The organism is Anabaena sp. CS-542/02 (assembly GCF_028331085.1).
Lineage (GTDB): Bacteria > Cyanobacteriota > Cyanobacteriia > Cyanobacteriales > Nostocaceae > Anabaenopsis > Anabaenopsis arnoldii.
This window is the reverse complement of sequence record NZ_JAQMTM010000014.1, coordinates 12,660-32,312: the sequence shown is the minus strand read 5'-3', so window position 1 is coordinate 32,312 and position 19,653 is coordinate 12,660. Positions and strand designations below refer to the sequence as shown.

Here is a 19,653-nt window from a genome sequence, read left to right as displayed (position 1 = left end):
TTAGTTAAAATTATCATCTGTCAGTTGTTATGTGGTTATGCTTAAAAGGTTGCAATGACGGGCAAATTCCTGTTATCCCTGTTTTGAGGAGTTACTTATACCAGAAGTTCCGATGATTAAGTATCACTTGATAAAAGTAAACTGGCTTGTGTTTGAGGAATAAAATTTTATGAAAGCCATGATTCTCGCTGCGGGTAAGGGTACTCGTGTACGTCCCATTACCTATACAATTCCCAAACCGATGATTCCCATCCTGCAAAAGCCAGTGATGGAATTCCTACTGGAACTTTTGCGCCAACATGGATTTGACCAGATTATGGTCAATGTTAGTCATTTGGCAGAGGAAATTGAAAACTATTTTCGTGACGGTCAAAGGTTTGGGGTAGAAATCGCTTATTCTTTTGAAGGCAAAATTGATGATGACGGCAAACTGGTGGGAGAAGCTGTTGGTTCAGCAGGGGGGATGCGGCGTATCCAGGACTTTTCACCTTTTTTTGATGATACCTTTGTGGTGTTGTGTGGTGATGCTCTGATTGACCTAGATTTGTCTGCAGCTGTGAAGTGGCATAAATCCAAAGGGTCAATTGCTACAATCATCACGAAATCTGTGCCCATGGAAGAGGTTTCTAGTTACGGTGTGGTGGTCACTGACGATGATAGTCGTGTTAAAGCTTTCCAAGAAAAACCCTTGCAAGAGGAAGCTCTGAGCACCAACATTAACACTGGTATTTATATTTTTGAGCCAGAGGTGTTTGATTACATACCTTCTGGCGTGGAATATGATATTGGTAGCCAGTTATTTCCCAAATTAGTAGAAGTTGGTGCGCCTTTCTACGCGATTGCCATGGACTTTGAATGGGTAGATATTGGTAAAGTACCGGATTACTGGCGGGCAATTAATGGTGTACTATTAGGAGATATTAAAAATGTGCAAATTCCAGGTAATGAAGTCGCTCCTGGTATTTACACGGGTTTAAATGTGGCAGTGAATTGGGACAAGGTGGATATTACTGGACCAGTTTACATTGGTGGTATGACCAGGATAGAAGACGGTGCTAAAATTGTTGGACCGGCTATGATTGGGCCGAATTGCTGGATATGCAATGGTGCAACGGTAGAGAACAGTGTAATTTTTGAATGGTCGCGATTAGGTCCGGGAGTCAGACTGGTTGATAAGTTAGTGTTTGGACGTTACTGTGTAGATAAAACGGGAAATGCAATAGATGTTCAAGCTGCTGCTTTAGATTGGCTAATTACGGATGCTCGTCAAACACCACCATCGGAAACACCTTTTGAACGCCAAGCGATTGAGGATTTGCTGGGGACTAATGCAAGTTAGAGGCTAGGGACTGGGGATTGGGGGTTGGTGCTTAGAAAGTTACCATCCTTTCCCCCTGTCCCTCTGCTTTTTACTACCTAGCTATTGAGATACGTGTATCTTTGTAGACTTTGTTCGTAGGTTTGTAGCAGTCGTTGAGATTCAGCTAGGGTAATATGCTTTTCTTCTAACGCTTTTTCACAACGCTGGCGAATATTTTCTACCATATCTTCAGAGTCATACTGCACATAGCTGACCACTTCGCTCATGGTGTCACCTTTGACAACGTGTTGAATTTGGTAACCTTTGGGTGTCAACTGGATATGAACGGCATTGGTGTCTCCAAATAAGTTGTGTAGATTACCCATGATTTCTTGGTATGCTCCGTTGAGGAACATCCCTAGATAGTAGGGGTTTTCGGGCTTAAAGGTATGCAGTTCTAATACTGATTTGACGTCGCGTAGGTCAATAAAGCGGTCTATTTTGCCATCACTGTCACAGGTAAGGTCTGCCAAAATTCCTCTTTGGATGGGTTCTTCGTCTAGGCGGTGTATTGGCATGATGGGAAATAGTTGGTCTATTGCCCAACAATCAGGTGCTGATTGAAATACTGAAAGATTAATGTAGTAAATGGAAGCCATTATTTTTTCTAGGTCTTCCAATTCATCGGGTACGTATTCCTGCTGTCTAGTAATGTTCAGAATTTTTTGACAGCACGCCCAGTAAAGTCGCTCGGCTTTGGCTCGTTCTTGGAGGCGCAAAATTCCTAAGTTGAAACGGCTGATGGCTTCTTCTTTAAATTGGGTGGCATCGTGGTAAAATTCTTGATAATTTTCTTGGTTGATGGATTGGTAGGTTTCCCACAAGTATTTGATTACGGGTGATTCCTCTTCCTCGGGCGGTTCTGGTAATTCTAGAGGTACATCGCTAGTACTCAGCACATCAAAAATTAGTACTGACTGGTGGGAGGCGATCGCTCGCCCACTTTCGCTAATCAGTGTTGGTACGGGTATCTGGTGTTCGCCACAAGTATCTTTTAACTCGGCTACAATATCATTAGCATAGTTTTGCATATTGTAGTTTTTCGAGGCGTAGAAGTTGGTTTGGGAACCGTCGTAATCTACACCCAGTCCGCCCCCAACATCTAAATACTTCATGTCCGCCCCTAACATGGCTAACTCTACGTAAATACGGCTAGCTTCTTGGATGGCATCTTTGATGACATTGATCGCTGAAATTTGTGAGCCAATATGAAAGTGCATTAACTGTAAACAATCCAGTAAATTAGCTGCACGTAGTTTGTTAACAGCTGCTACGATTTCGGGAATTGTTAAACCGAACTTAGCGCGATCGCCGGTGGAAGTGCCCCAGCGTCCCATACCTTGGGTACTTAATTTGGCACGCACCCCCAAAATCGGTTTAATCCCTAGTTGTCGGTGAGCCGCAATCACCAAATCAACTTCCTCAACTTGTTCTAGGACAATAATTGAGGTTTGCCCTAGTCTTTGGGCTAACATTGCGGTTTCGACATATTCTCGGTCTTTATACCCGTTGCAAATGAGCAATGCTCCGGGTGTATCCAACAAAGCTAGGGCGATCATCAATTCCGGCTTAGAACCGGCTTCTAAGCCAAATTGATGCGGTTTGCCAAACCTGACCAGATCTTCAATTAAATGGCGTTCCTGGTTGCACTTGACGGGAAACACGCCACGATATACCCCTGGGTAATTATAGCGGGCGATCGCCTTGTTAAAACAAGCATTTAAGCGCTCGATGCGGTCTTCCAAAATATCCGAGAAGCGAATTAACATCGGTAATCCCAAGTTACGCTGCTTCAATGCGTTAACTAATTCAAATAAATCTAAAGAACCGCCGCGATCGCCCTTGGGAGAAACTGTAATATGACCAGCAGCATTAATGGAAAAATAAGGCTCTCCCCAACCCTGTATACGGTATAGTGCTTCACTATCCTCAATTTTCCAGGAATGAGGTAAATTTCCAGGTGGTAGAAGCTTTTTGGGTTTGTGACCTTTAAGCTCTGATTTGTGTGCATGAGAAGGCATGACCACCTCTTGAGATGTAGCAGTTAGCTCGGCACCCATTTTCCGTGACCTCTGTATTTTACCCACGAATTAACAATTTAGCGCATTAAATTGGCAACAGATATGCACTTACAGATAATTTCTGAGATACACTCTGATTGGTTACTACTCTTGGGTGATTAGTCATCGATGAAATCTTGATGACTGAATATGACACCCCTGGCAAATGATCAATATCATGTATTCAGTTTTGGGAGATAGCTTTGGAACGCACATTTTTAGCAATTAAACCTGATGGTGTACAGCGCGGACTGGTGGCGGAAATCATCGGTCGCTTTGAAACTAAGGGTTTTACCCTTGTAGGTTTAAAATTTATGAAAGTGAGCCGGGAATTGGCACAAGAGCATTATGACGTTCACCGGGAACGTCCATTTTTCGGCAGTTTAGTGGAATTTATCACCTCTGGCCCAGTAGTAGCTATGGTTTGGGAAGGTGACGGTGTGGTGGCGTCTGCGAGAAAAATTATTGGTGCTACCAACCCCCTAACAGCAGAACCTGGGACAATTCGGGGAGATTTTGGTGTTAACATTGGCCGCAATCTTATCCACGGTTCTGATGCCTTAGAGACTGCACAAAGGGAAATAGCCTTGTGGTTTAAAGATGAAGAACTAGTCAGTTGGCAACCACATTTAACACCTTGGTTAAACGAGTAAATTAGGGACTAGGAAATGAGCAGAGGTAGGGCGGGAGAATTTAGGATATTAACAAAACCTTTCTCCCCCATCTTCCTCACTTGGATATTTCACTTTTTTCTGGTTCTATTTCAGGAACTGAAATCACATTCCGTTCAGAAAATCCCCAGGCTAGAATTAGGGCGATCGCAGAAATCACTAACCATTCTGGTGGGACTAAGTTATCATTTACTACTCTCAACAACAGGCGTAAACCTACAAAAGCCACGGTAATATAGCCTGCATCTTCTAGGTTTTTAAATTCATCTAACCAACGGATAAACAATCCCGCCATGAATCTTAATGTAATAATTCCAATGGTTGCACCCGTCAGCACTAGCCACTTTTCTTGAGAAACTGCGATCGCAGTTGTGACACTATCTAAAGAAAATGCTAAATCGGTAAATGCAATTATAGGTATCGCTTGTAACAACGATTTAAAACGTGGTCCGTGATGATGGTCGTCCTTGTCTTCTTCTGAGGTAAAGTGTTGGAATACTAACCACAGTAGATAGGCAGCGCCTAATAATTCAAATTGCCAGTATTTCTGTACCCAAGTAGCAGTGAGAATTAAGCTGATTCTGAGGACGTAGGCAACAATTAAACCAAAATTGAGGGCTTTGCGTTCTAGTTCCTTGTCTTCTAGTCCTTGGGCGATCGCCGCGAGGGCGATGGCGTTGTCAGCAGATAGTACCGCCTCTAAAAACACCAATATCAGCAGAACTATGAGAGCTTCAATGCTGAAATTAAAGTGAAGATAATCAAAAATTTGGTCTAGCATTCCGAGTTTCTCAAGCTGGGAGGATGAAAATTATCTCAAAAGAGCAACACAGTGCTACTCTTAATTCAGCTTAACGTGTTGCTGCTAGATTATCATGGTACGGTTATCCGGGCGATCGCTTTACCTATAGGGTTAGTTAAGCATTATACAATACATTTGAAGTTTTTAGCTTCGGGACTATTACTGGCTCTAGCCTGCAGTTGTGCTAAATTTTCACACACAGTCAGTGTATTTGGGTGATTATCCCCTAAAACTTGCTGATAAATCTCTAAAGCTCGGTGTAAAAGGGGTTCACCTTGGTCGTACCGTCCTTGGGATTCGTAGAGACCTGCTAGGTTGTTAAGGTTGGTAGCGACATAGGGATGATTGTCTCCCAGTAGGCGTTTTCTCAGTTCTAAAGCTTGGAGATACAAAGGTTTGGCTTGGTCGTACCGTCCTTGGTAATAGTAAAGATATCCTAGATTGTTGAGACTGGTGGCGACATCGGGATGATTGTCTCCCAGCAGGCGTTTTCTCAGTTCTAAAGCTTGGAGATACAAGGGTTCGGCTTGGTCGTACCGTCCTTGGGAAGAGTAGAGTAATGCTAGGTTGTTGAGACTGGTGGCGACATGGGGATGATTGTCTCCCAGCAGGCGTTTTCTCAGTTCTAAAGCTTGGAGATACAAAGGTTCGGCTTGGTCGTACCGTCCTTGGGAATAGTAAATATATCCTAGATTGTTGAGACTGGTGGCTAAGTCAGTTTCTAAATTCAATCCTGTTTGCAAATCAATCGCTTTTCTATAATATCTAATTGCCGAATTTTGTTCTTGTTGATAATCTGGGGCTTCCCCTTGGTCTAGTCGTCTTTCATAAATATTTCCTAGCTGCAAATATAAACTAATTAGTAATTTTGGGTCTTTGTAATCACCCTGCTGTTGTAGCTGCTCAACTAATTTTTCTAAATCGGTAATTGGCAATCCCGCATATTTACTATCATCTAAATTTGATAATTCACCATTGTTTATTATATTCATAATGGGTTGGATATCTTGAACAGAAACCACATTTTTAGGTTTGCAGACAAAATGCAATACACCATTGCGCCAACTCCAAAAATCTGGGGCTTTTTTGATTAAGTTACCCAACACTTGATGAGTTACCCACAACACAATAGCAAAGGGAAATTCCCGCAGCGCTTCCCTAGTCCATTGTAAATAACCAAAAAACTTTTCTTGTTCAGATTGTGACTCGTCTAGCTTCAAAAAATAAAGTTTTTCTACACCTGTAACTGTAATTACTGCGGGTTGATGTTGCTGTAAATATTCTTCCCTGGCGACTAATTGCTGAATTGCTGCTTTCAAACTGGGTTCATTGCGCGCTATGGTGACATGATAGCAATGTATATCTGGTTGTAATTCCCCTTGATAACGAGAGATAATTTCTTGACGAAAATCTTGATAGTCGCAAACGGCAATTAATAAATTTAAACGTCCTATCCCAGCTTCAATGGAAACGATTAAATCATCATAGGCATCTTGATTTTGCTGATCTAGATGATCTGATTTTAGATTTCTCATCATATTAGACCCTCATCGCATAACAGTTCTACCACTATGGGATGGACATCATACCAATTTTTATGATTACGATATTCTAAAATATATAACCCATGGAGTAAATCTAAAAATTCTTGTTCTTTAGGGTCTTCTGGTTTAAAATTTTTGTACGTAGTTTCTAAAATTTCATATTCTTTACTACCTAGAGGTAAAGCAAAGTCGTTACGAATGTTATTAATTGCTTCCTCTAAGATATCAATATTAATCATGATATTCTCATGGGGCCGGCGACGAATTAACCGCAGACAAATTCGACAACATTCGTTAGCGATGCGAATTAATTCCCGCAATACACCACCGCTATTTAAGGCGATACGTTCAGCTATTTGCGGTTCCATTAATTCTGCAAGAATGCGTTTGGCGAGAATTTCGCAGAGAATATCAAGTGTTTCTTGACGTGGTTGTGCATCTGGTTGGCGACTATGACCTTTCGGAAATAATTTTAACACAGGCATTACCACAACTTGATCATTAGTTTCACTTTCAATAGTTGGTTTGAGTGCTGTTTCTCGCAGTGCTGCAATGGGGATAGTGTAAATAATCCGGAATCCTGGTAAGCACAGGGCTTTAATATTATCTTTATAAATATTATTAACAACACTCAGGTCTAGTTTATCTAAATCGTCAATAATTACTAAAACATCTTTTTTATATACTCCTTGAATGGCTGCTGCGATAATATTTAGCAGTAATTTAACGATTGGTGTAGACTAGAGTGGTCTGGATTCCGGTGAGGATGTTAGGGTTAGAGTTATTGTATCTTGTGTTAACCTAGAAACCCTATATCTCTAACCTTTAGCTGGTTTAGCTATTTACTCAGCAATACTGACCAATTTTTCCAACAGACTACCTGCCAAATTTAATAAATCTTCATGATTGTGGTCAAGGTTATTCTCCTCACCCTCTAACAGATTTCTAACTAGAGATAACCGGTCATCTACCGCTGCGATTCTCAAACATACTTCTAGATTGACTGCTAAATCAAACAGAGAACGCTCACCTAACTGTTTTCTGGTTCTGATAGCTACACTATCATCACTGACTAAAAACTCTTTAATTGCGTCTAATAATTTATTGGCTAAAATTTCATCATTTCCCCAACTTTCCAACCAATCACTTTGTGCATCTTCAACATAAAAATTCACAAAATCTACCCCATAAGTTAACCAGTCGTGCTGCATTTTCCTCGCGGTTGTCAAAGCTTGAGCAAATTCTTCCACAGTAGTTTCGTAGCTTTGAGTTTCTTGTTTGTGAGCCATAGAAGCTGTAATAATTTGATGAGTAGGTAGGGGACGAACACAAACCTAGAATTATTGAATTTTTGACAGGTTCAATCAAATTTTAAATACTTGCCACTAGAAAGACAGTCACTGTTGTACAGTGCTATGTTGACTAACTGCTTAATGAAATCGGTCTGTTTCGGATTGTAACTTAAAAATATTCCTCTTTCTATCTGCCAGGAGTGCAGTGTATTTTGCCAAAAATGGTACTTTTGATTGTTAAACTCTTCTGACACACTGGTAATTTGAATACACAGTGGTTTGTGCTGACGACTACTAACAATCAAATCTGTGGCCATAGACAGGTCGGCAATATAACGCTTCCAAACAGCACCTTCACGCTGGACAATATCTTGGGCTATAGCTTTAATGATATCATCATCTTCCTGATTAAATTCACCTGCCATGAGTTTTTGTTTCCAAATGTAAAATTTGGAGTCATTGGCATTGATCCATTTGGGAAAAAGATAGCTATACCAATAGCGCTCATTAGGTGTCATCAGATCGAACTTAGCTTTTTGTTCCTCTTCCGAAGGTGATGATTTAATCATCAGCCAAATCCTAGAATCTGTAATTACCTCTAGAAGAAAAGCGAGAACAAATGGTTTGGCGGTGAGAGTCCCTGGTTTAATATCTTTTACCCAGCGGTTAATTTCATCTAATTTTTTGGACAAGTTAGGGTCTATCGAGGAGGCTTGCTCGATAAGGGATTTTAACTGCTCCTTAATCTCCTGTGCTTGCAAACGATACCCTACTTTCAATCACTAATGCCCTCGCTGAACAATCGATAACTAACTGAAGTTAACCAAAAAAACAAATATACATTGTATATTCTATTCTATTGTGGATATGAAAAGAATTGTGACGTTAGCAGTATCTAAACTTTCTCTGAGCATAGGTATTTTTTAAGATTTGTGTTGATCTGTTTAGATTTGTAATTTTTAAATTGTGTTTGTACTTCACTCCGGGAGAGTAGAAGTGCTTTTAGTGAAAATATTGTATCACTTCAGCAAAATCAAAGCAATTTTTGATAAATTCCAGTACACAATAGTTTTTAGTCATAAATCTACTACCGAGAAAAAATTTAAATTATGTCTGAGCCAACCATAGAATCAATCCTGCAAGAGAAGCGCTCATTCTCTCCGGCCAAGGAATTTGCTCAGAACGCCCATATCAAAAGTTTGGCAGACTATCAGCAGCTGTATGCTCAAGCCCAAGCTGACCCACAAGAATTTTGGGGAGAACTAGCAGCCACACAGCTGCACTGGTTCAAAGAATGGGATAGAGTGTTGGATTGGCAGCCGCCTTTTGCGCAATGGTTTGTGGGTGGTAAAATCAACATCTCTTATAATTGTCTGGATAGACACTTGACCACCTGGCGGAAAAATAAGGCGGCGCTGATTTGGGAAGGGGAACCGGGGGATTCCCGGACTCTGACTTATGCTCAATTACATCGGGAAGTGTGCCAGTTTGCCAATGTCTTGAAACAATTAGGGGCGAAAAAAGGCGATCGCATTGGTATTTATATGCCGATGATTCCCGAAGCAGCGATCGCTATGTTAGCCTGTGCGAGAATTGGCGCACCCCACAGCGTGGTATTTGGTGGATTCAGTGCGGAGGCCTTGCGCGATCGCCTCAATGATGCACAAGCCAAAATAGTAATTACTGCTGATGGTGGTTGGCGTAAAGATACAGTTGTTCCCCTCAAAGTCCAGGTAGACAAAGCCCTAGCAGATGGTACTGTTCCCTCGGTGACAGATGTGTTAGTAGTTAAACGCACAGGTCAACAAATCCACATGGAACCAGGCCGCGACCATTGGTGGCATGATTTACAACAAGGTGTCAGTGCAGACTGTCCCCCCGAACCCATGGATAGTGAAGATATGCTCTTTGTTTTGTATACTTCTGGTAGCACTGGCAAACCAAAGGGTGTTGTTCATACAACTGGTGGTTATAATTTATATAGCCACATCACCACCAAATGGATATTTGACCTACAAGATACAGATATATACTGGTGTACTGCTGATGTGGGTTGGATTACCGGTCACAGCTACATAGTCTATGGTCCGCTTTCCAATGGTGCAACCACTTTAATGTATGAAGGTGCGCCTCGGGCTTCTAATCCTGGTTGTTTCTGGGATGTAATTGAGAAATATGGTGTGAACATTTTTTATACAGCACCTACGGCAATTCGGGCATTTATCAAGATGGGTGAACACCATCCCAAAACCCGCAATTTATCTTCTTTGCGGTTGTTAGGAACAGTGGGGGAACCCATTAACCCAGAAGCCTGGATGTGGTATCATAAAATCATTGGTGGTGAACGTTGCCCAATTGTGGATACTTGGTGGCAAACAGAAACAGGTGGTATTATGATTACACCCCTACCGGGTGCAATTCCCACTAAACCCGGTTCGGCAACTCTCCCCTTTCCTGGTATTATTGCAGATGTAGTGGATTTAGAAGGTAATACCGTACCCAAGAACGAAGGCGGTTATCTGGCGGTGCGTTATCCTTGGCCGGGAATGATGCGGACAGTCTACGGTGATCCAGAACGTTTTCGCCGCACTTATTGGGAACATATCCCCCCCAAAGATGGTAATTATATCTATTTTGCTGGTGATGGGGCTAGACAAGATGAAAACGGCTATTTCTGGGTTATGGGTCGTGTAGATGATGTGTTGAATGTATCGGGACACCGCCTAGGAACTATGGAAGTAGAATCGGCTTTAGTTTCTCATCCAGCAGTGGCCGAGGCCGCAGTAGTCGGTAAACCTGATGAACTCAAAGGTGAGGAAGTTGTGGCTTTTGTCACCTTAGAGGGGACATATCAGGGGAGTGAGGATTTGAGTAAAGAACTCAAACAGCACGTTGTCAAGGAAATTGGGGCGATCGCACGTCCGGGGGAAATTCGCTTTACCGATGCTTTACCTAAAACGCGATCAGGTAAAATTATGCGGCGCTTGTTGCGCAGTCTCGCATCTGGTCAGGAGGTTTCTGGTGATACTTCTACCTTAGAAGATCGCAGTGTTTTAGATAAGTTGCGGGAAGGCGCTTAGACAGATTGGTGACTGGGGACTTTTGTCTCTAGCTGCATCATTGATAGGGCGAAATGCTTGGGGGTGAGGTTCACTGTGTGACAATACTAGATTCTTCTCCCCTCAAAGATGATTTATCAACTAAACCTTAAATTGTAGGATGCGTTATAGCAACGCGTAACGCACCAATTAATTGGTGCGTTAGGGGTAATTCTTATTACCTCAAAACCTCAAATCCTTTTATAGCCGTAAAACAGCCTACTTAATATTTAGTTTATAAATAACTTCTAAGCCATACTTTTTCATGTTTTATCTGCTAGTTTCTTTCCTGAGTATGGTTCTTTTTTGCTGATAAACTTCTACAATTGATTGTTTTAATAGTGGCAGCTTTTGGTAAAACCAAACAGAAGCTACAATACAGACTATTCCATCCACCATTAATGTATTGGGTGTGCCGATGCGATTAGCTAAGAAGCCTCCGAGTAAGTTTCCTAGGGGTAACATTCCTAAAAATGACATTGTGTATAAACTCATTAATCTTCCGCGTTTATCATCATCTACAATTGTCTGTAAAAATGTGTTGCTGGCGGCAATTTGTAACATTGTTCCTAAGCCAACAAACAACATGATAAATAAGGAAAGTTGTAAATACCGAGATAATGAAAAAGCCATCAAGCTGATTCCTAAAATTCCCGGTGCTAAGGCAATTAATTTACCAATTAATAGTATATTTACCCGTGTAGCTAAATAAATACCACCTGCTGAAGCTCCTATTCCAGATGCTGTCATTAAAAGTCCCAATGTTTTAGCACTACCAGTGAGAATTTTTTCTGCAAAAATTGGCAGTAAAATTGTATATTGTAATCCCATTAAGCTAACTAAAGCTGATAGCCATAATATGCATCTAATTGCTGGGAATTTAAAAGCATAAACAAATACTTCTGCAACTTGTTGGAATGGATTACCAGTTGTCACTACAATTTGTCTGGGTTTTATATCCATTTCCAATAATGCAATGATAACAGCAATATAGCTAAATCCATCAATTAAGAAACAATAAGCTGCACCAATCGTTGCTATTAGTAAACCTCCCAGAGCTGGGCCAATTAATTGTGCCCCATTAATTATAGTTGAATTTATGGCGATCGCGTTGGCTAAATGTTCTCTATGTTCCAGTAATTCTGGCGCAAATGCTTGTCGTGCTGGTGAATCGACTGAGTTGATTAATCCTTGAAACAAACTTAAGCCGATGATATGCCATACTTGAATAGTACCAGTTAATGCCAGCACTGCCAAGGCTAATGACTGAACCATGGAAAATATTTGTGTACCAATTAGGGTATGGTACCGCGAAAAACGATCTACAAAGACTCCACCAAAAGGCGCTAGAAAAAAGCTGGGAATTTGACTAGCGAATCCTACAACTCCTAACATAACTGGGGAGTTGGTTAAGTGATACACTAGCCAGATTGTAGCAATATGTGTCATCCATGATCCAATTAAGGAAATGCTTTGTCCGGCAAAAAACAGACGATAGTTCCGTGACCTCAGCGCTGGTAATAGTTGCTGCTCTTGGTTTCCATCTGTATTAGCCATGTAATAATTTCTATTTTAACAATTACTGACTTGACTTTTAATGATTATCTGTAAGTAATTGCAAGACAACTTCACCCATGGGGGGGATTTAGGGATTAAATTAGTCAATATTAAGGATATTTGTCAGGGAAAGTTGAAAATATTGTTATGAAACTTTACATATAAGGTATAGTGCGCCTAGAGGTGCTACGCATTCATCCGAGGTCTAAAAGCCAGTGGGCTTTGGTGCTTTTATCTTTGTCAAAGGCGATCGCTTAAACAAACATATTCAGCTTTAAGCTATTAGTATCTGTTTCGTCAAACTTTGTTATCTGGCTGTACAGTGCTAAATTATTTGATCACTTGCCAAGTTATTCTTGCATTCTAGCTAGGCAGTATCTTTAAGAGTGATTGCAGCGATACCCAGGGAATTTTTTAAAGCCAGCAGCTGGATTTGAACCTGCGACCTTCCGATTACAAGTCGGATGCACTACCACTGTGCTATGCTGGCAAGTATGGGAATGTTTTTAATTTCCCAACCGATTACCTATTTTAGCATATATATTTAGATTGTCTATAGTCAAGAGCAAAAAAATTTCTTGATGTCGTTGCTCAGGAGATGAGTGGAGTGGGTGAGCAAAGCGCCAGCAACGAGAAAAAATAGTCATTTGAATGGCTGGTAAAGTTGATAAATTAATATACATAGCATAGCAAAAACTAATTCAAATACTAGGCTGGATGCAAAAATTTTTGGTACAGTTTTAAATCTGTACTTTTTTTTACCCAGCTAGGTAAAGGAACAGACATCAATTATTGTTCTTTACAAATCGGAAGCATGACAGCCTTGATAGGAAGAGATTTATTAAGCCTAGCGGACTTCAGTCCCCAGGAACTTCAAGAAATCCTGCAACTAGCAACCCAACTGAAATCACAAAAGTTGAAGTTGCATTGTAATCAGGTGTTAGGTTTGTTATTCTCTAAAGCTTCAACTCGTACGCGAGTCAGTTTTACTGTAGCAATGTACCAACTAGGTGGACAGGTAATTGATCTGAACCCTAATGTCACTCAAGTTAGTCGCGGGGAACCTTTGCAGGATACTGCACGGGTATTAGATCGATATTTAGATATTTTGGCAATTCGCACCTTTGCACAGCAGGATTTGGAAACTTTCGCTAGTTATGCTAAAATTCCAGTGATTAACGCTCTCACGGATTCAGAACATCCCTGTCAGATACTAGCGGATTTACTGACAATTCAAGAATGTTTTGGTGAGGTTAATGGTTTAACTTTGACCTATGTAGGCGATGGCAACAACGTAGCTAATTCTCTCATGCTGGGTTGCGCTTTGGCTGGTATGAATGTGAGAGTTGCTACACCTAAAGGATATGAACCTGATCTGGGAATTGTAGAACAAGCAAGAGCCATTGCAGGGGGTAAAACCGAAGTTCTGATCACTCATGACCCGGAATTAGCCGCCAAGGAATCTGCTGTACTTTATACTGATGTTTGGGCAAGTATGGGGCAAGAAACAGAAGCAGATCAACGCTTGCCTATTTTTCAACCTTACCAAATTTCAGAACAGTTATTAAGTCTTGCTGACCCAGAGGCAATTGTTTTACACTGCTTACCAGCTCATCGTGGTGAGGAAATCACCGAAGCGGTTCTTGAAGGTTCTCAGTCTCGAGTGTGGGAACAAGCTGAAAATCGCTTACACGCCCAAAAAGCTTTGCTTGCTAGTATCTTAGGTGCAAAGTAAAAAATTATGTATAGGGCAAAAGTTAAGAGCATCATCTTTCTTTTGCCTTTCAACAACTGCTATATAAAACCTAGACAAAGCTAGACTTTACTTTCTACTTCAACAGGAGCATGGGAGCGGTTATCCCTCAGTAGACTTGCACGCCTTAGCCAGACGCGATATTTCTCAAGTTAAGATTTACAAGAAAGACTACCGCTATCATTGCTTGGTTTTTCGCCTTGGCAATAGTCTTAATTCAATACTTGATATCGTAGGATTATATATCAAGTGGGCGATTTTCTTAACTCACTTATGTCAATTCTTATCAACATAAGTATAGTTTTGTCTATAAAATAGTCAGCTTAGGACTAGCTCTGAACTCACCAAGGAAACACCTTGTTATCTCAGATATTTTGTAGTACAAATGTTCTCAAGACATTTGTATTTACTTTCCCATAAATTTATGGAACGTCTCACAGAAGCTCAACAAGAATTATATGACTGGTTAGTAGAATATATCCGAGTTCACCAGTATTCTCCTTCAATTCGGCAAATGATGGCAGCAATGAAGCTGAAATCACCTGCACCAATTCAAAGTCGTTTAGACCATTTACGCACCAAAGGATATCTGGATTGGAACGAGGGGAAGGCGCGGACGATTCGGATTTTGCATCCTGTGAAGCAGGGTATCCCTATTTTAGGTACAATTGCTGCTGGTGGTTTAATAGAACCTTTTACTGATGCTATAGATTATTTAGACTTTTCTCATATTACTTTACCCCCCCAGACCTACGGTTTACGGGTCGCTGGTGATAGTATGATTGAGGATTTAATTGCTGATGGGGATTTAGTATTTCTGCATCCAGTATTAGAACCAGATCAGTTGAAAAATGGTATCATCGTCGCTGCTAGAGTTGATGGATACGGCACTACTTTAAAGCGTTTTTATCGCCGGGATGATCTGGTTACCCTCAAACCTGCTAATCCTAAGTATCAACCTATTGAGGTTCTCGCTACCCAAGTAGAAGTGCAGGGTTCACTGGTTGGAGTGTGGCGAGTTTATTAAGTGGGGACTGGATGGTGGAGAAAAGATTCCCAATTACCAATGACCAATGACTAATGGCTAATTATCTAGTAGACCATCTACCTAGTTTCAGGCTGAAAGTTCCATCTGTTAGCGAAGCTAAGGGGAATTATCAAGCTGGTCAAACATCACCAGGATACCCTATCATGCCTGTATCTTTGCAATTACGGCAATATCAACGCCAGGCTATCACTAGTTGGTTTGCCAACAATGGCAGAGGTACGCTGAAAATGGCTACTGGTAGTGGGAAAACTATTACAGCATTAGCGATCGCCTATGAACTATACCAACAGATTGATTTACAAGTGTTGCTGGTGGTGTGTCCTTATCGTCATCTTGTCACTCAATGGGGGAGAGAATGTGAAAAGTTTAACTTACAGCCTATTTTAGCTTTCGAGAATTTACGCACTTGGCAAAGTCAACTGTCTACGCAACTGTATAATCTGCGTTCCGGTGCGGAAAAATTTATCACTGTGATTACTACCAACTCCACATTAATCAGTGATGGGTTGCAATCTCAACTCAAGTATTTTCCCCCAAAAACTTTAATTATTGGCGATGAAGCCCATAATTTAGGCGCACCGAAGTTAGAAGAAAATTTACCCCGCCGCGTGGGGTTACGTCTGGCTTTATCTGCTACACCGGAAAGGTATTTTGACGATTATGGTACACAATCGTTATTTGATTATTTTGGACCGGTTCTTCAGCCAGAATTTACCTTGAAGGATGCGATCGCCCAGGGAGCTTTGGTACATTATTTGTATTATCCCGTACTCGTCGAGTTAACTGATGCGGAAAGCGTAGCTTATTTAAAGCTGACAAAAAAGATCGGGCGATCGCTACTATATAGAGAACGGGAGAATGGCAAAGGGGAAAACTTGGAAGACCAAGAAGATTTAAAGCCATTATTAATGCAACGCGCCAGGTTAATTGGTGCGGCCTCAAATAAATTAACAGCTTTGCGAGAATTAATGACTACTCGCAGGGAAACTACTCACACTCTTTTTTATTGTAGTGATGGTTCCCAAGAAGCTGGACAGCGTTCATCCTTACGTCAACTCAAAGCCGTTGCTAAAATTCTAGGTGTAGACTTAGGTTATAGAGTTAGCACTTACACTGCACACACTTCCTTAAAAGAAAGAGAAGTTTTACGCCGTCAATTTGAAACTGGGGAGTTACAGGGTTTAGTCGCAATTCGTTGTTTAGATGAAGGCGTTGACATTCCCGCTATTCAAACCGCGGTGATTTTATCCAGTTCCGGAAATCCTCGTCAGTTTATTCAGCGTCGGGGGCGAGTTTTACGTCCTCACATTGGCAAAGAACGCGCCACTATATTCGATATGATTGTTTTACCACCTGATTTAGATCGGGAAACCATAGAAGTAGAACGCAATCTTTTAAAGAAAGAATTACGCCGCTTAGTAGAGTTTGCAGATTTAGCTGATAACGCAGGGGAAGCCAGAATGCAGTTACTGCATTTACAAAAGCGTTATGGTTTATTAGATATTTGACGAATTTTAGTCATGACTCAGGCGCTCCATATTTCTATATTTCTATGTTTCTGTTTAAGTCTACATACAAGACCAAAAAAATGTAAATTTTTTTATAAGTTGGGGAATCAATGGGGCGTAATATGGGAAAATGATACTGAGGTTAATTATAATTGGGTGTAAATGCAAATAAAAATTTTACTAGTACCCGATTATGATTAAAAACTAACCTAATCTTAGCAGAGACAATTGTGAAAATCAACCTTTTTCCCGCGACTTGAGATATTTCATAAATTGTGCCTTGTTCCCTGGAGGTATTCTGCGGTTTCCTTTTCCTCGTGCAAGAGAAACAATACAGCAAATGTAATATAAATATCTTGCCACCTACGGATACATCTCACTCACTTAAAATTAGTTGTATATTGTAAATTTTTTTTATAAGTTGGGGAATAAATGGGGCGTAATATGGGAAAATGATACTAAGGTTAATTATAATTGGGTGTGAATGCAAATAAAAATTTTACTAATGCCCCATTATGATGAATAACCAACATAATCTTAGCAGAAACAATTGTGAAAATCAACCTTTTTCCGCCATCAATTCGCAATAGAACAAAAAGATAAATATAATCAGGTAGATAGAATATAAAAAACCTATTGAAAATCTCAAATGCGTTCAGAGTCAAATATCGAGGATGTGCAGGAACCAATTACCAGCGCACCGCCAGAAGTGCGGCAAATTATTGAGCGAGTATGGAAGTTAGAAAAAGGGAGACTAGATAAGAAAAGCAATAGCCATATAAATGAAGAGATATTGGATATTGTCAAGGAAGAGGTGCGATGAAGCTGACTTCAATTAAACTGTGCAACTTTCGCTCCTTTTATGGCACAACACCAGAAATACTGCTTGCAGTAGGAGATAATCGTAACACCACAATTATTCATGGAAATAATGGTTCTGGAAAGACGAGTCTACTCAATGCATTTACTTGGGTTTTATATGAAAAATTCACTGCTGCTTTTGCTTCCACAGAACAACTAGTTAATAAACGCTCAATAGCAGAAGCTCAAAAAGGTCAAGCTGTGGAATGTTGGGTAGAAGTGGCCTGGGAACATGAAGGTAAACGCTATCGAGTTAAACGTTCCTGTCGAGTTTATAAAAATGATATTGACTTTGAAGCGAGTAAAACTGAGTTACGGATGTGGGTATGTGAGGATGATGGTCAATGGTATATCCCAAACCAACACCCCGATAATATCATTAATCAGATTTTACCTGCAAGTTTACATCAGTATTTTTTCTTTGACGGTGAACGCATAGAAGAAATAGTGCGATGTGATAAAAAAGCCGAAATTGCCGAAGCGACTAAAATTTTCTTGGGTGTGGAGGTGATTAACCGTTCCATTAGACACCTAGGAGAAGCTAAAAAAAGTTTGGAAAATGAACTAAAAGCGATTGGTAATGCAGAAACGAAACAGCTACTGAGACAGCAAGAGAAGATAGAACAAGAGAGTGAACGCATCACCAACCGACAAACAGAAATTAAAAAAGAATTAGAATATCAACACACTTTGAAGAAAGAGACAAGTAACCGCTTGCTAGAACTTGTTGCTGCTAAAGAATTGCAAGACAGATGGAAAAGTTTAGAATTACAGAAAGCAGAAAACCAGGAAGCATTTAAGAAAAATAAAGAAGCTCTGAAAAAGATCATTTCAGCAAGGGGTTATACAGTCATGCTTTCGGATACTACATCTCAATTTCGGAAAATTATTGATGATTTAAAGCAGCGAGGTGAGTTAAAGTCGGGTATTTCGCGGGAATTTGTCAATGACTTATTAAAATCTAAACGCTGTATTTGTGGTGCTGAATTAAGCATTGGTACTGCTCATCATAAACATATTCAAACTTGGTTGGTTAAAGCAGGTTCTTCAGTAGTAGAAGAAACAGCAATTCGTATGGCTGTTCAAGTAGATGAACTCGATAAACAAGCAGCGGCTTTTTGGGAAGAAGTTGATAAAGAACAAGCCAGGATTAAACAGTTAAGGGACACAATATCTCAAGTGGAGAATGAGTTAGATAATATTCAAGATAAACTCAGAAAAGATACTAATGAGGAAATTAGCAGTTTACAAAAACGTTTAGACGAAATAGAACTCAATATTGATGAATTAAATAGAGAACAGGGTGCAAATCAGCAGCAAGTTATCCAATTAAAAACAGAACTTGATGCTTTAGCTAAACAAATATCTAAACAGCAACTAAATGAAGGAAAACAAATATTAGCACAGCGCCGCATTCATGCTACTCAAGATGCTATTGAACGCTTAACAGAAGTTAAAAATCGGCAAGAAAAACAATTTCGTCTGCAACTAGAAAAGCGAGTACAAGAGATATTCAATCTGCTTTCAGTCAAACCATATACTCCCAAAATTAGCGAAAAATATGAATTGACTTTAGTAGAATATACTGCGGGTATAGAAGCACCAGTTGCATCTTCCACTGGGGAAAACCAAATTCTTAGTTTATCTTTTATTACTAGTATCATGGATAAGGTCAGGGAATGGAGTCAAAAGCGCAAAATGATGATGCTTCCTGATAGTAGTACTTTTCCCATAGTCATGGATTCGCCCTTTGGTAGTTTGGATGAAACCTCACGTAGACGTATAGCAGCGAAAATTCCTGAATTAGCTAATCAGTTAATTGTGTTAGTAACTAAGACTCAATGGCGGGGTGAGGTGGAAGAGGAAATGACGGAGATGATTGGGAGAGAATATGTGCTGAATTATTATTCTTCTAAACCAGATTGTGAGCAAGATTATATTCAGTTAGGGAAAGAAAGATATTCTTTAATAAGGCAAAGTCCCAACGATTTTGAGTATACCGAAATTATGGAAGTAGTTCGTAATTAACTGTGGTGTGAATGATGCAGGATAAGAGAAAAAAGGCGATCGCCAGATGTTTTAGTATAAAATAGTGATTT

The 19,653-nt window shown here is 40.3% G+C and carries 15 protein-coding genes and 1 tRNA gene; 8 read left to right on the top strand and 8 right to left on the bottom strand.

Features of this window, described 5'->3' with window-relative positions; genetic code table 11:
• Positions 1-169 precede the first annotated feature (169 nt).
• Positions 170-1,339, top strand: coding sequence for an NDP-sugar synthase (locus tag PN447_RS01210; RefSeq protein WP_271760163.1), 1,170 nt, complete (start codon positions 170-172; stop codon positions 1,337-1,339).
• 77 nt (positions 1,340-1,416) lie between these two features.
• On the opposite strand, the gene speA is transcribed toward PN447_RS01210, so the two are convergent.
• Positions 1,417-3,420, bottom strand: coding sequence for a biosynthetic arginine decarboxylase (gene speA, locus PN447_RS01205; protein WP_271760162.1), 2,004 nt, complete (start codon positions 3,418-3,420; stop codon positions 1,417-1,419).
• Positions 3,421-3,623: 203 nt separating this feature from the next.
• Here speA and ndk point away from each other — a divergent pair, with 203 nt between their 5' ends.
• Complete coding sequence (ndk, locus tag PN447_RS01200; RefSeq protein ID WP_271760161.1) at positions 3,624-4,073, top strand: nucleoside-diphosphate kinase; 450 nt, start codon at positions 3,624-3,626, stop codon at positions 4,071-4,073.
• Between the two features lie 76 nt (positions 4,074-4,149).
• Here ndk and PN447_RS01195 read toward each other — a convergent pair whose 3' ends face one another.
• The 5 genes from PN447_RS01195 to PN447_RS01175 form a co-directional block, all read right to left on the bottom strand.
• On the bottom strand, positions 4,150-4,872 hold the full coding sequence (locus PN447_RS01195) for a TerC family protein (RefSeq protein ID WP_271760160.1): 723 nt from the start codon (positions 4,870-4,872) through the stop codon (positions 4,150-4,152).
• Positions 4,873-5,015: 143 nt separating this feature from the next.
• The gene (locus PN447_RS01190) at positions 5,016-6,431 is read right to left on the bottom strand and encodes a tetratricopeptide repeat protein (protein ID WP_271760158.1); all 1,416 of its coding nucleotides are present in this window, start codon (positions 6,429-6,431) and stop codon (positions 5,016-5,018) included.
• Complete coding sequence (locus PN447_RS01185) at positions 6,428-6,916, bottom strand: hypothetical protein (protein WP_271760157.1); 489 nt, start codon at positions 6,914-6,916, stop codon at positions 6,428-6,430. Before PN447_RS01185 ends, PN447_RS01190 begins: the two co-directional genes overlap by 4 nt.
• 363 nt (positions 6,917-7,279) lie before the next feature.
• Positions 7,280-7,726 carry a hypothetical protein gene (locus PN447_RS01180; protein ID WP_271760156.1) on the bottom strand — a complete coding sequence of 149 codons (447 nt, stop codon included), beginning with the start codon at positions 7,724-7,726 and terminating at the stop codon, positions 7,280-7,282.
• Positions 7,727-7,797: 71 nt separating this feature from the next.
• Positions 7,798-8,490, bottom strand: coding sequence for a hypothetical protein (locus PN447_RS01175; protein WP_271760174.1), 693 nt, complete (start codon positions 8,488-8,490; stop codon positions 7,798-7,800).
• A gap of 348 nt (positions 8,491-8,838) precedes the next feature.
• Here PN447_RS01175 and acs point away from each other — a divergent pair, with 348 nt between their 5' ends.
• Positions 8,839-10,809 carry an acetate--CoA ligase gene (gene acs, locus PN447_RS01170; protein WP_271760155.1) on the top strand — a complete coding sequence of 657 codons (1,971 nt, stop codon included), beginning with the start codon at positions 8,839-8,841 and terminating at the stop codon, positions 10,807-10,809.
• Positions 10,810-11,097: 288 nt separating this feature from the next.
• Here acs and PN447_RS01165 read toward each other — a convergent pair whose 3' ends face one another.
• Entirely contained in the window at positions 11,098-12,384 is a 1,287-nt protein-coding gene (locus PN447_RS01165; protein WP_271760154.1) for an MFS transporter, read from the bottom strand.
• A gap of 418 nt (positions 12,385-12,802) precedes the next feature.
• A tRNA-Thr gene (locus tag PN447_RS01160) sits at positions 12,803-12,874 on the bottom strand.
• A gap of 324 nt (positions 12,875-13,198) precedes the next feature.
• On the opposite strand from PN447_RS01160, the gene argF reads away from it, so the two are divergent.
• The 5 genes from argF (at position 13,199) to PN447_RS01135 (ending at position 19,582) form a co-directional block, all read left to right on the top strand.
• Positions 13,199-14,119, top strand: coding sequence for an ornithine carbamoyltransferase (gene argF / locus PN447_RS01155; protein WP_271760153.1), 921 nt, complete (start codon positions 13,199-13,201; stop codon positions 14,117-14,119).
• Between the two features lie 442 nt (positions 14,120-14,561).
• Positions 14,562-15,164: a transcriptional repressor LexA gene (gene lexA / locus PN447_RS01150; RefSeq protein ID WP_271760151.1), complete on the top strand. Its 603-nt coding sequence runs from the start codon at positions 14,562-14,564 to the stop codon at positions 15,162-15,164.
• Positions 15,165-15,217: 53 nt separating this feature from the next.
• Positions 15,218-16,693: a DNA phosphorothioation system restriction enzyme gene (locus tag PN447_RS01145; RefSeq protein WP_271760150.1), complete on the top strand. Its 1,476-nt coding sequence runs from the start codon at positions 15,218-15,220 to the stop codon at positions 16,691-16,693.
• 649 nt (positions 16,694-17,342) lie between these two features.
• The gene (locus PN447_RS01140) at positions 17,343-17,516 is read left to right on the top strand and encodes a hypothetical protein (RefSeq protein WP_271733740.1); all 174 of its coding nucleotides are present in this window, start codon (positions 17,343-17,345) and stop codon (positions 17,514-17,516) included.
• On the top strand, positions 17,513-19,582 hold the full coding sequence (locus PN447_RS01135; RefSeq protein ID WP_271760147.1) for an AAA family ATPase: 2,070 nt from the start codon (positions 17,513-17,515) through the stop codon (positions 19,580-19,582). The genes PN447_RS01140 and PN447_RS01135 overlap by 4 nt, the downstream gene beginning before the upstream one ends.
• The last annotated feature ends 71 nt before the right edge of the window (positions 19,583-19,653 follow it).

Coding starts and splice junctions, on each gene's coding strand:
- PN447_RS01180 (WP_271760156.1), bottom strand. CDS start 7,726: ATGGCTCACAAACAAGAAACTCAAAGCTACGAAACTACTGTGGAAGAA.
- acs (WP_271760155.1), top strand. CDS start 8,839: ATGTCTGAGCCAACCATAGAATCAATCCTGCAAGAGAAGCGCTCATTC.
- PN447_RS01210 (WP_271760163.1), top strand. CDS start 170: ATGAAAGCCATGATTCTCGCTGCGGGTAAGGGTACTCGTGTACGTCCC.
- PN447_RS01145 (WP_271760150.1), top strand. CDS start 15,218: ATGGCTAATTATCTAGTAGACCATCTACCTAGTTTCAGGCTGAAAGTT.
- PN447_RS01195 (WP_271760160.1), bottom strand. CDS start 4,872: ATGCTAGACCAAATTTTTGATTATCTTCACTTTAATTTCAGCATTGAA.
- argF (WP_271760153.1), top strand. CDS start 13,199: ATGACAGCCTTGATAGGAAGAGATTTATTAAGCCTAGCGGACTTCAGT.
- lexA (WP_271760151.1), top strand. CDS start 14,562: ATGGAACGTCTCACAGAAGCTCAACAAGAATTATATGACTGGTTAGTA.
- PN447_RS01135 (WP_271760147.1), top strand. CDS start 17,513: ATGAAGCTGACTTCAATTAAACTGTGCAACTTTCGCTCCTTTTATGGC.
- PN447_RS01140 (WP_271733740.1), top strand. CDS start 17,343: ATGCGTTCAGAGTCAAATATCGAGGATGTGCAGGAACCAATTACCAGC.
- speA (WP_271760162.1), bottom strand. CDS start 3,420: ATGGGTGCCGAGCTAACTGCTACATCTCAAGAGGTGGTCATGCCTTCT.
- PN447_RS01190 (WP_271760158.1), bottom strand. CDS start 6,431: ATGATGAGAAATCTAAAATCAGATCATCTAGATCAGCAAAATCAAGAT.
- PN447_RS01165 (WP_271760154.1), bottom strand. CDS start 12,384: ATGGCTAATACAGATGGAAACCAAGAGCAGCAACTATTACCAGCGCTG.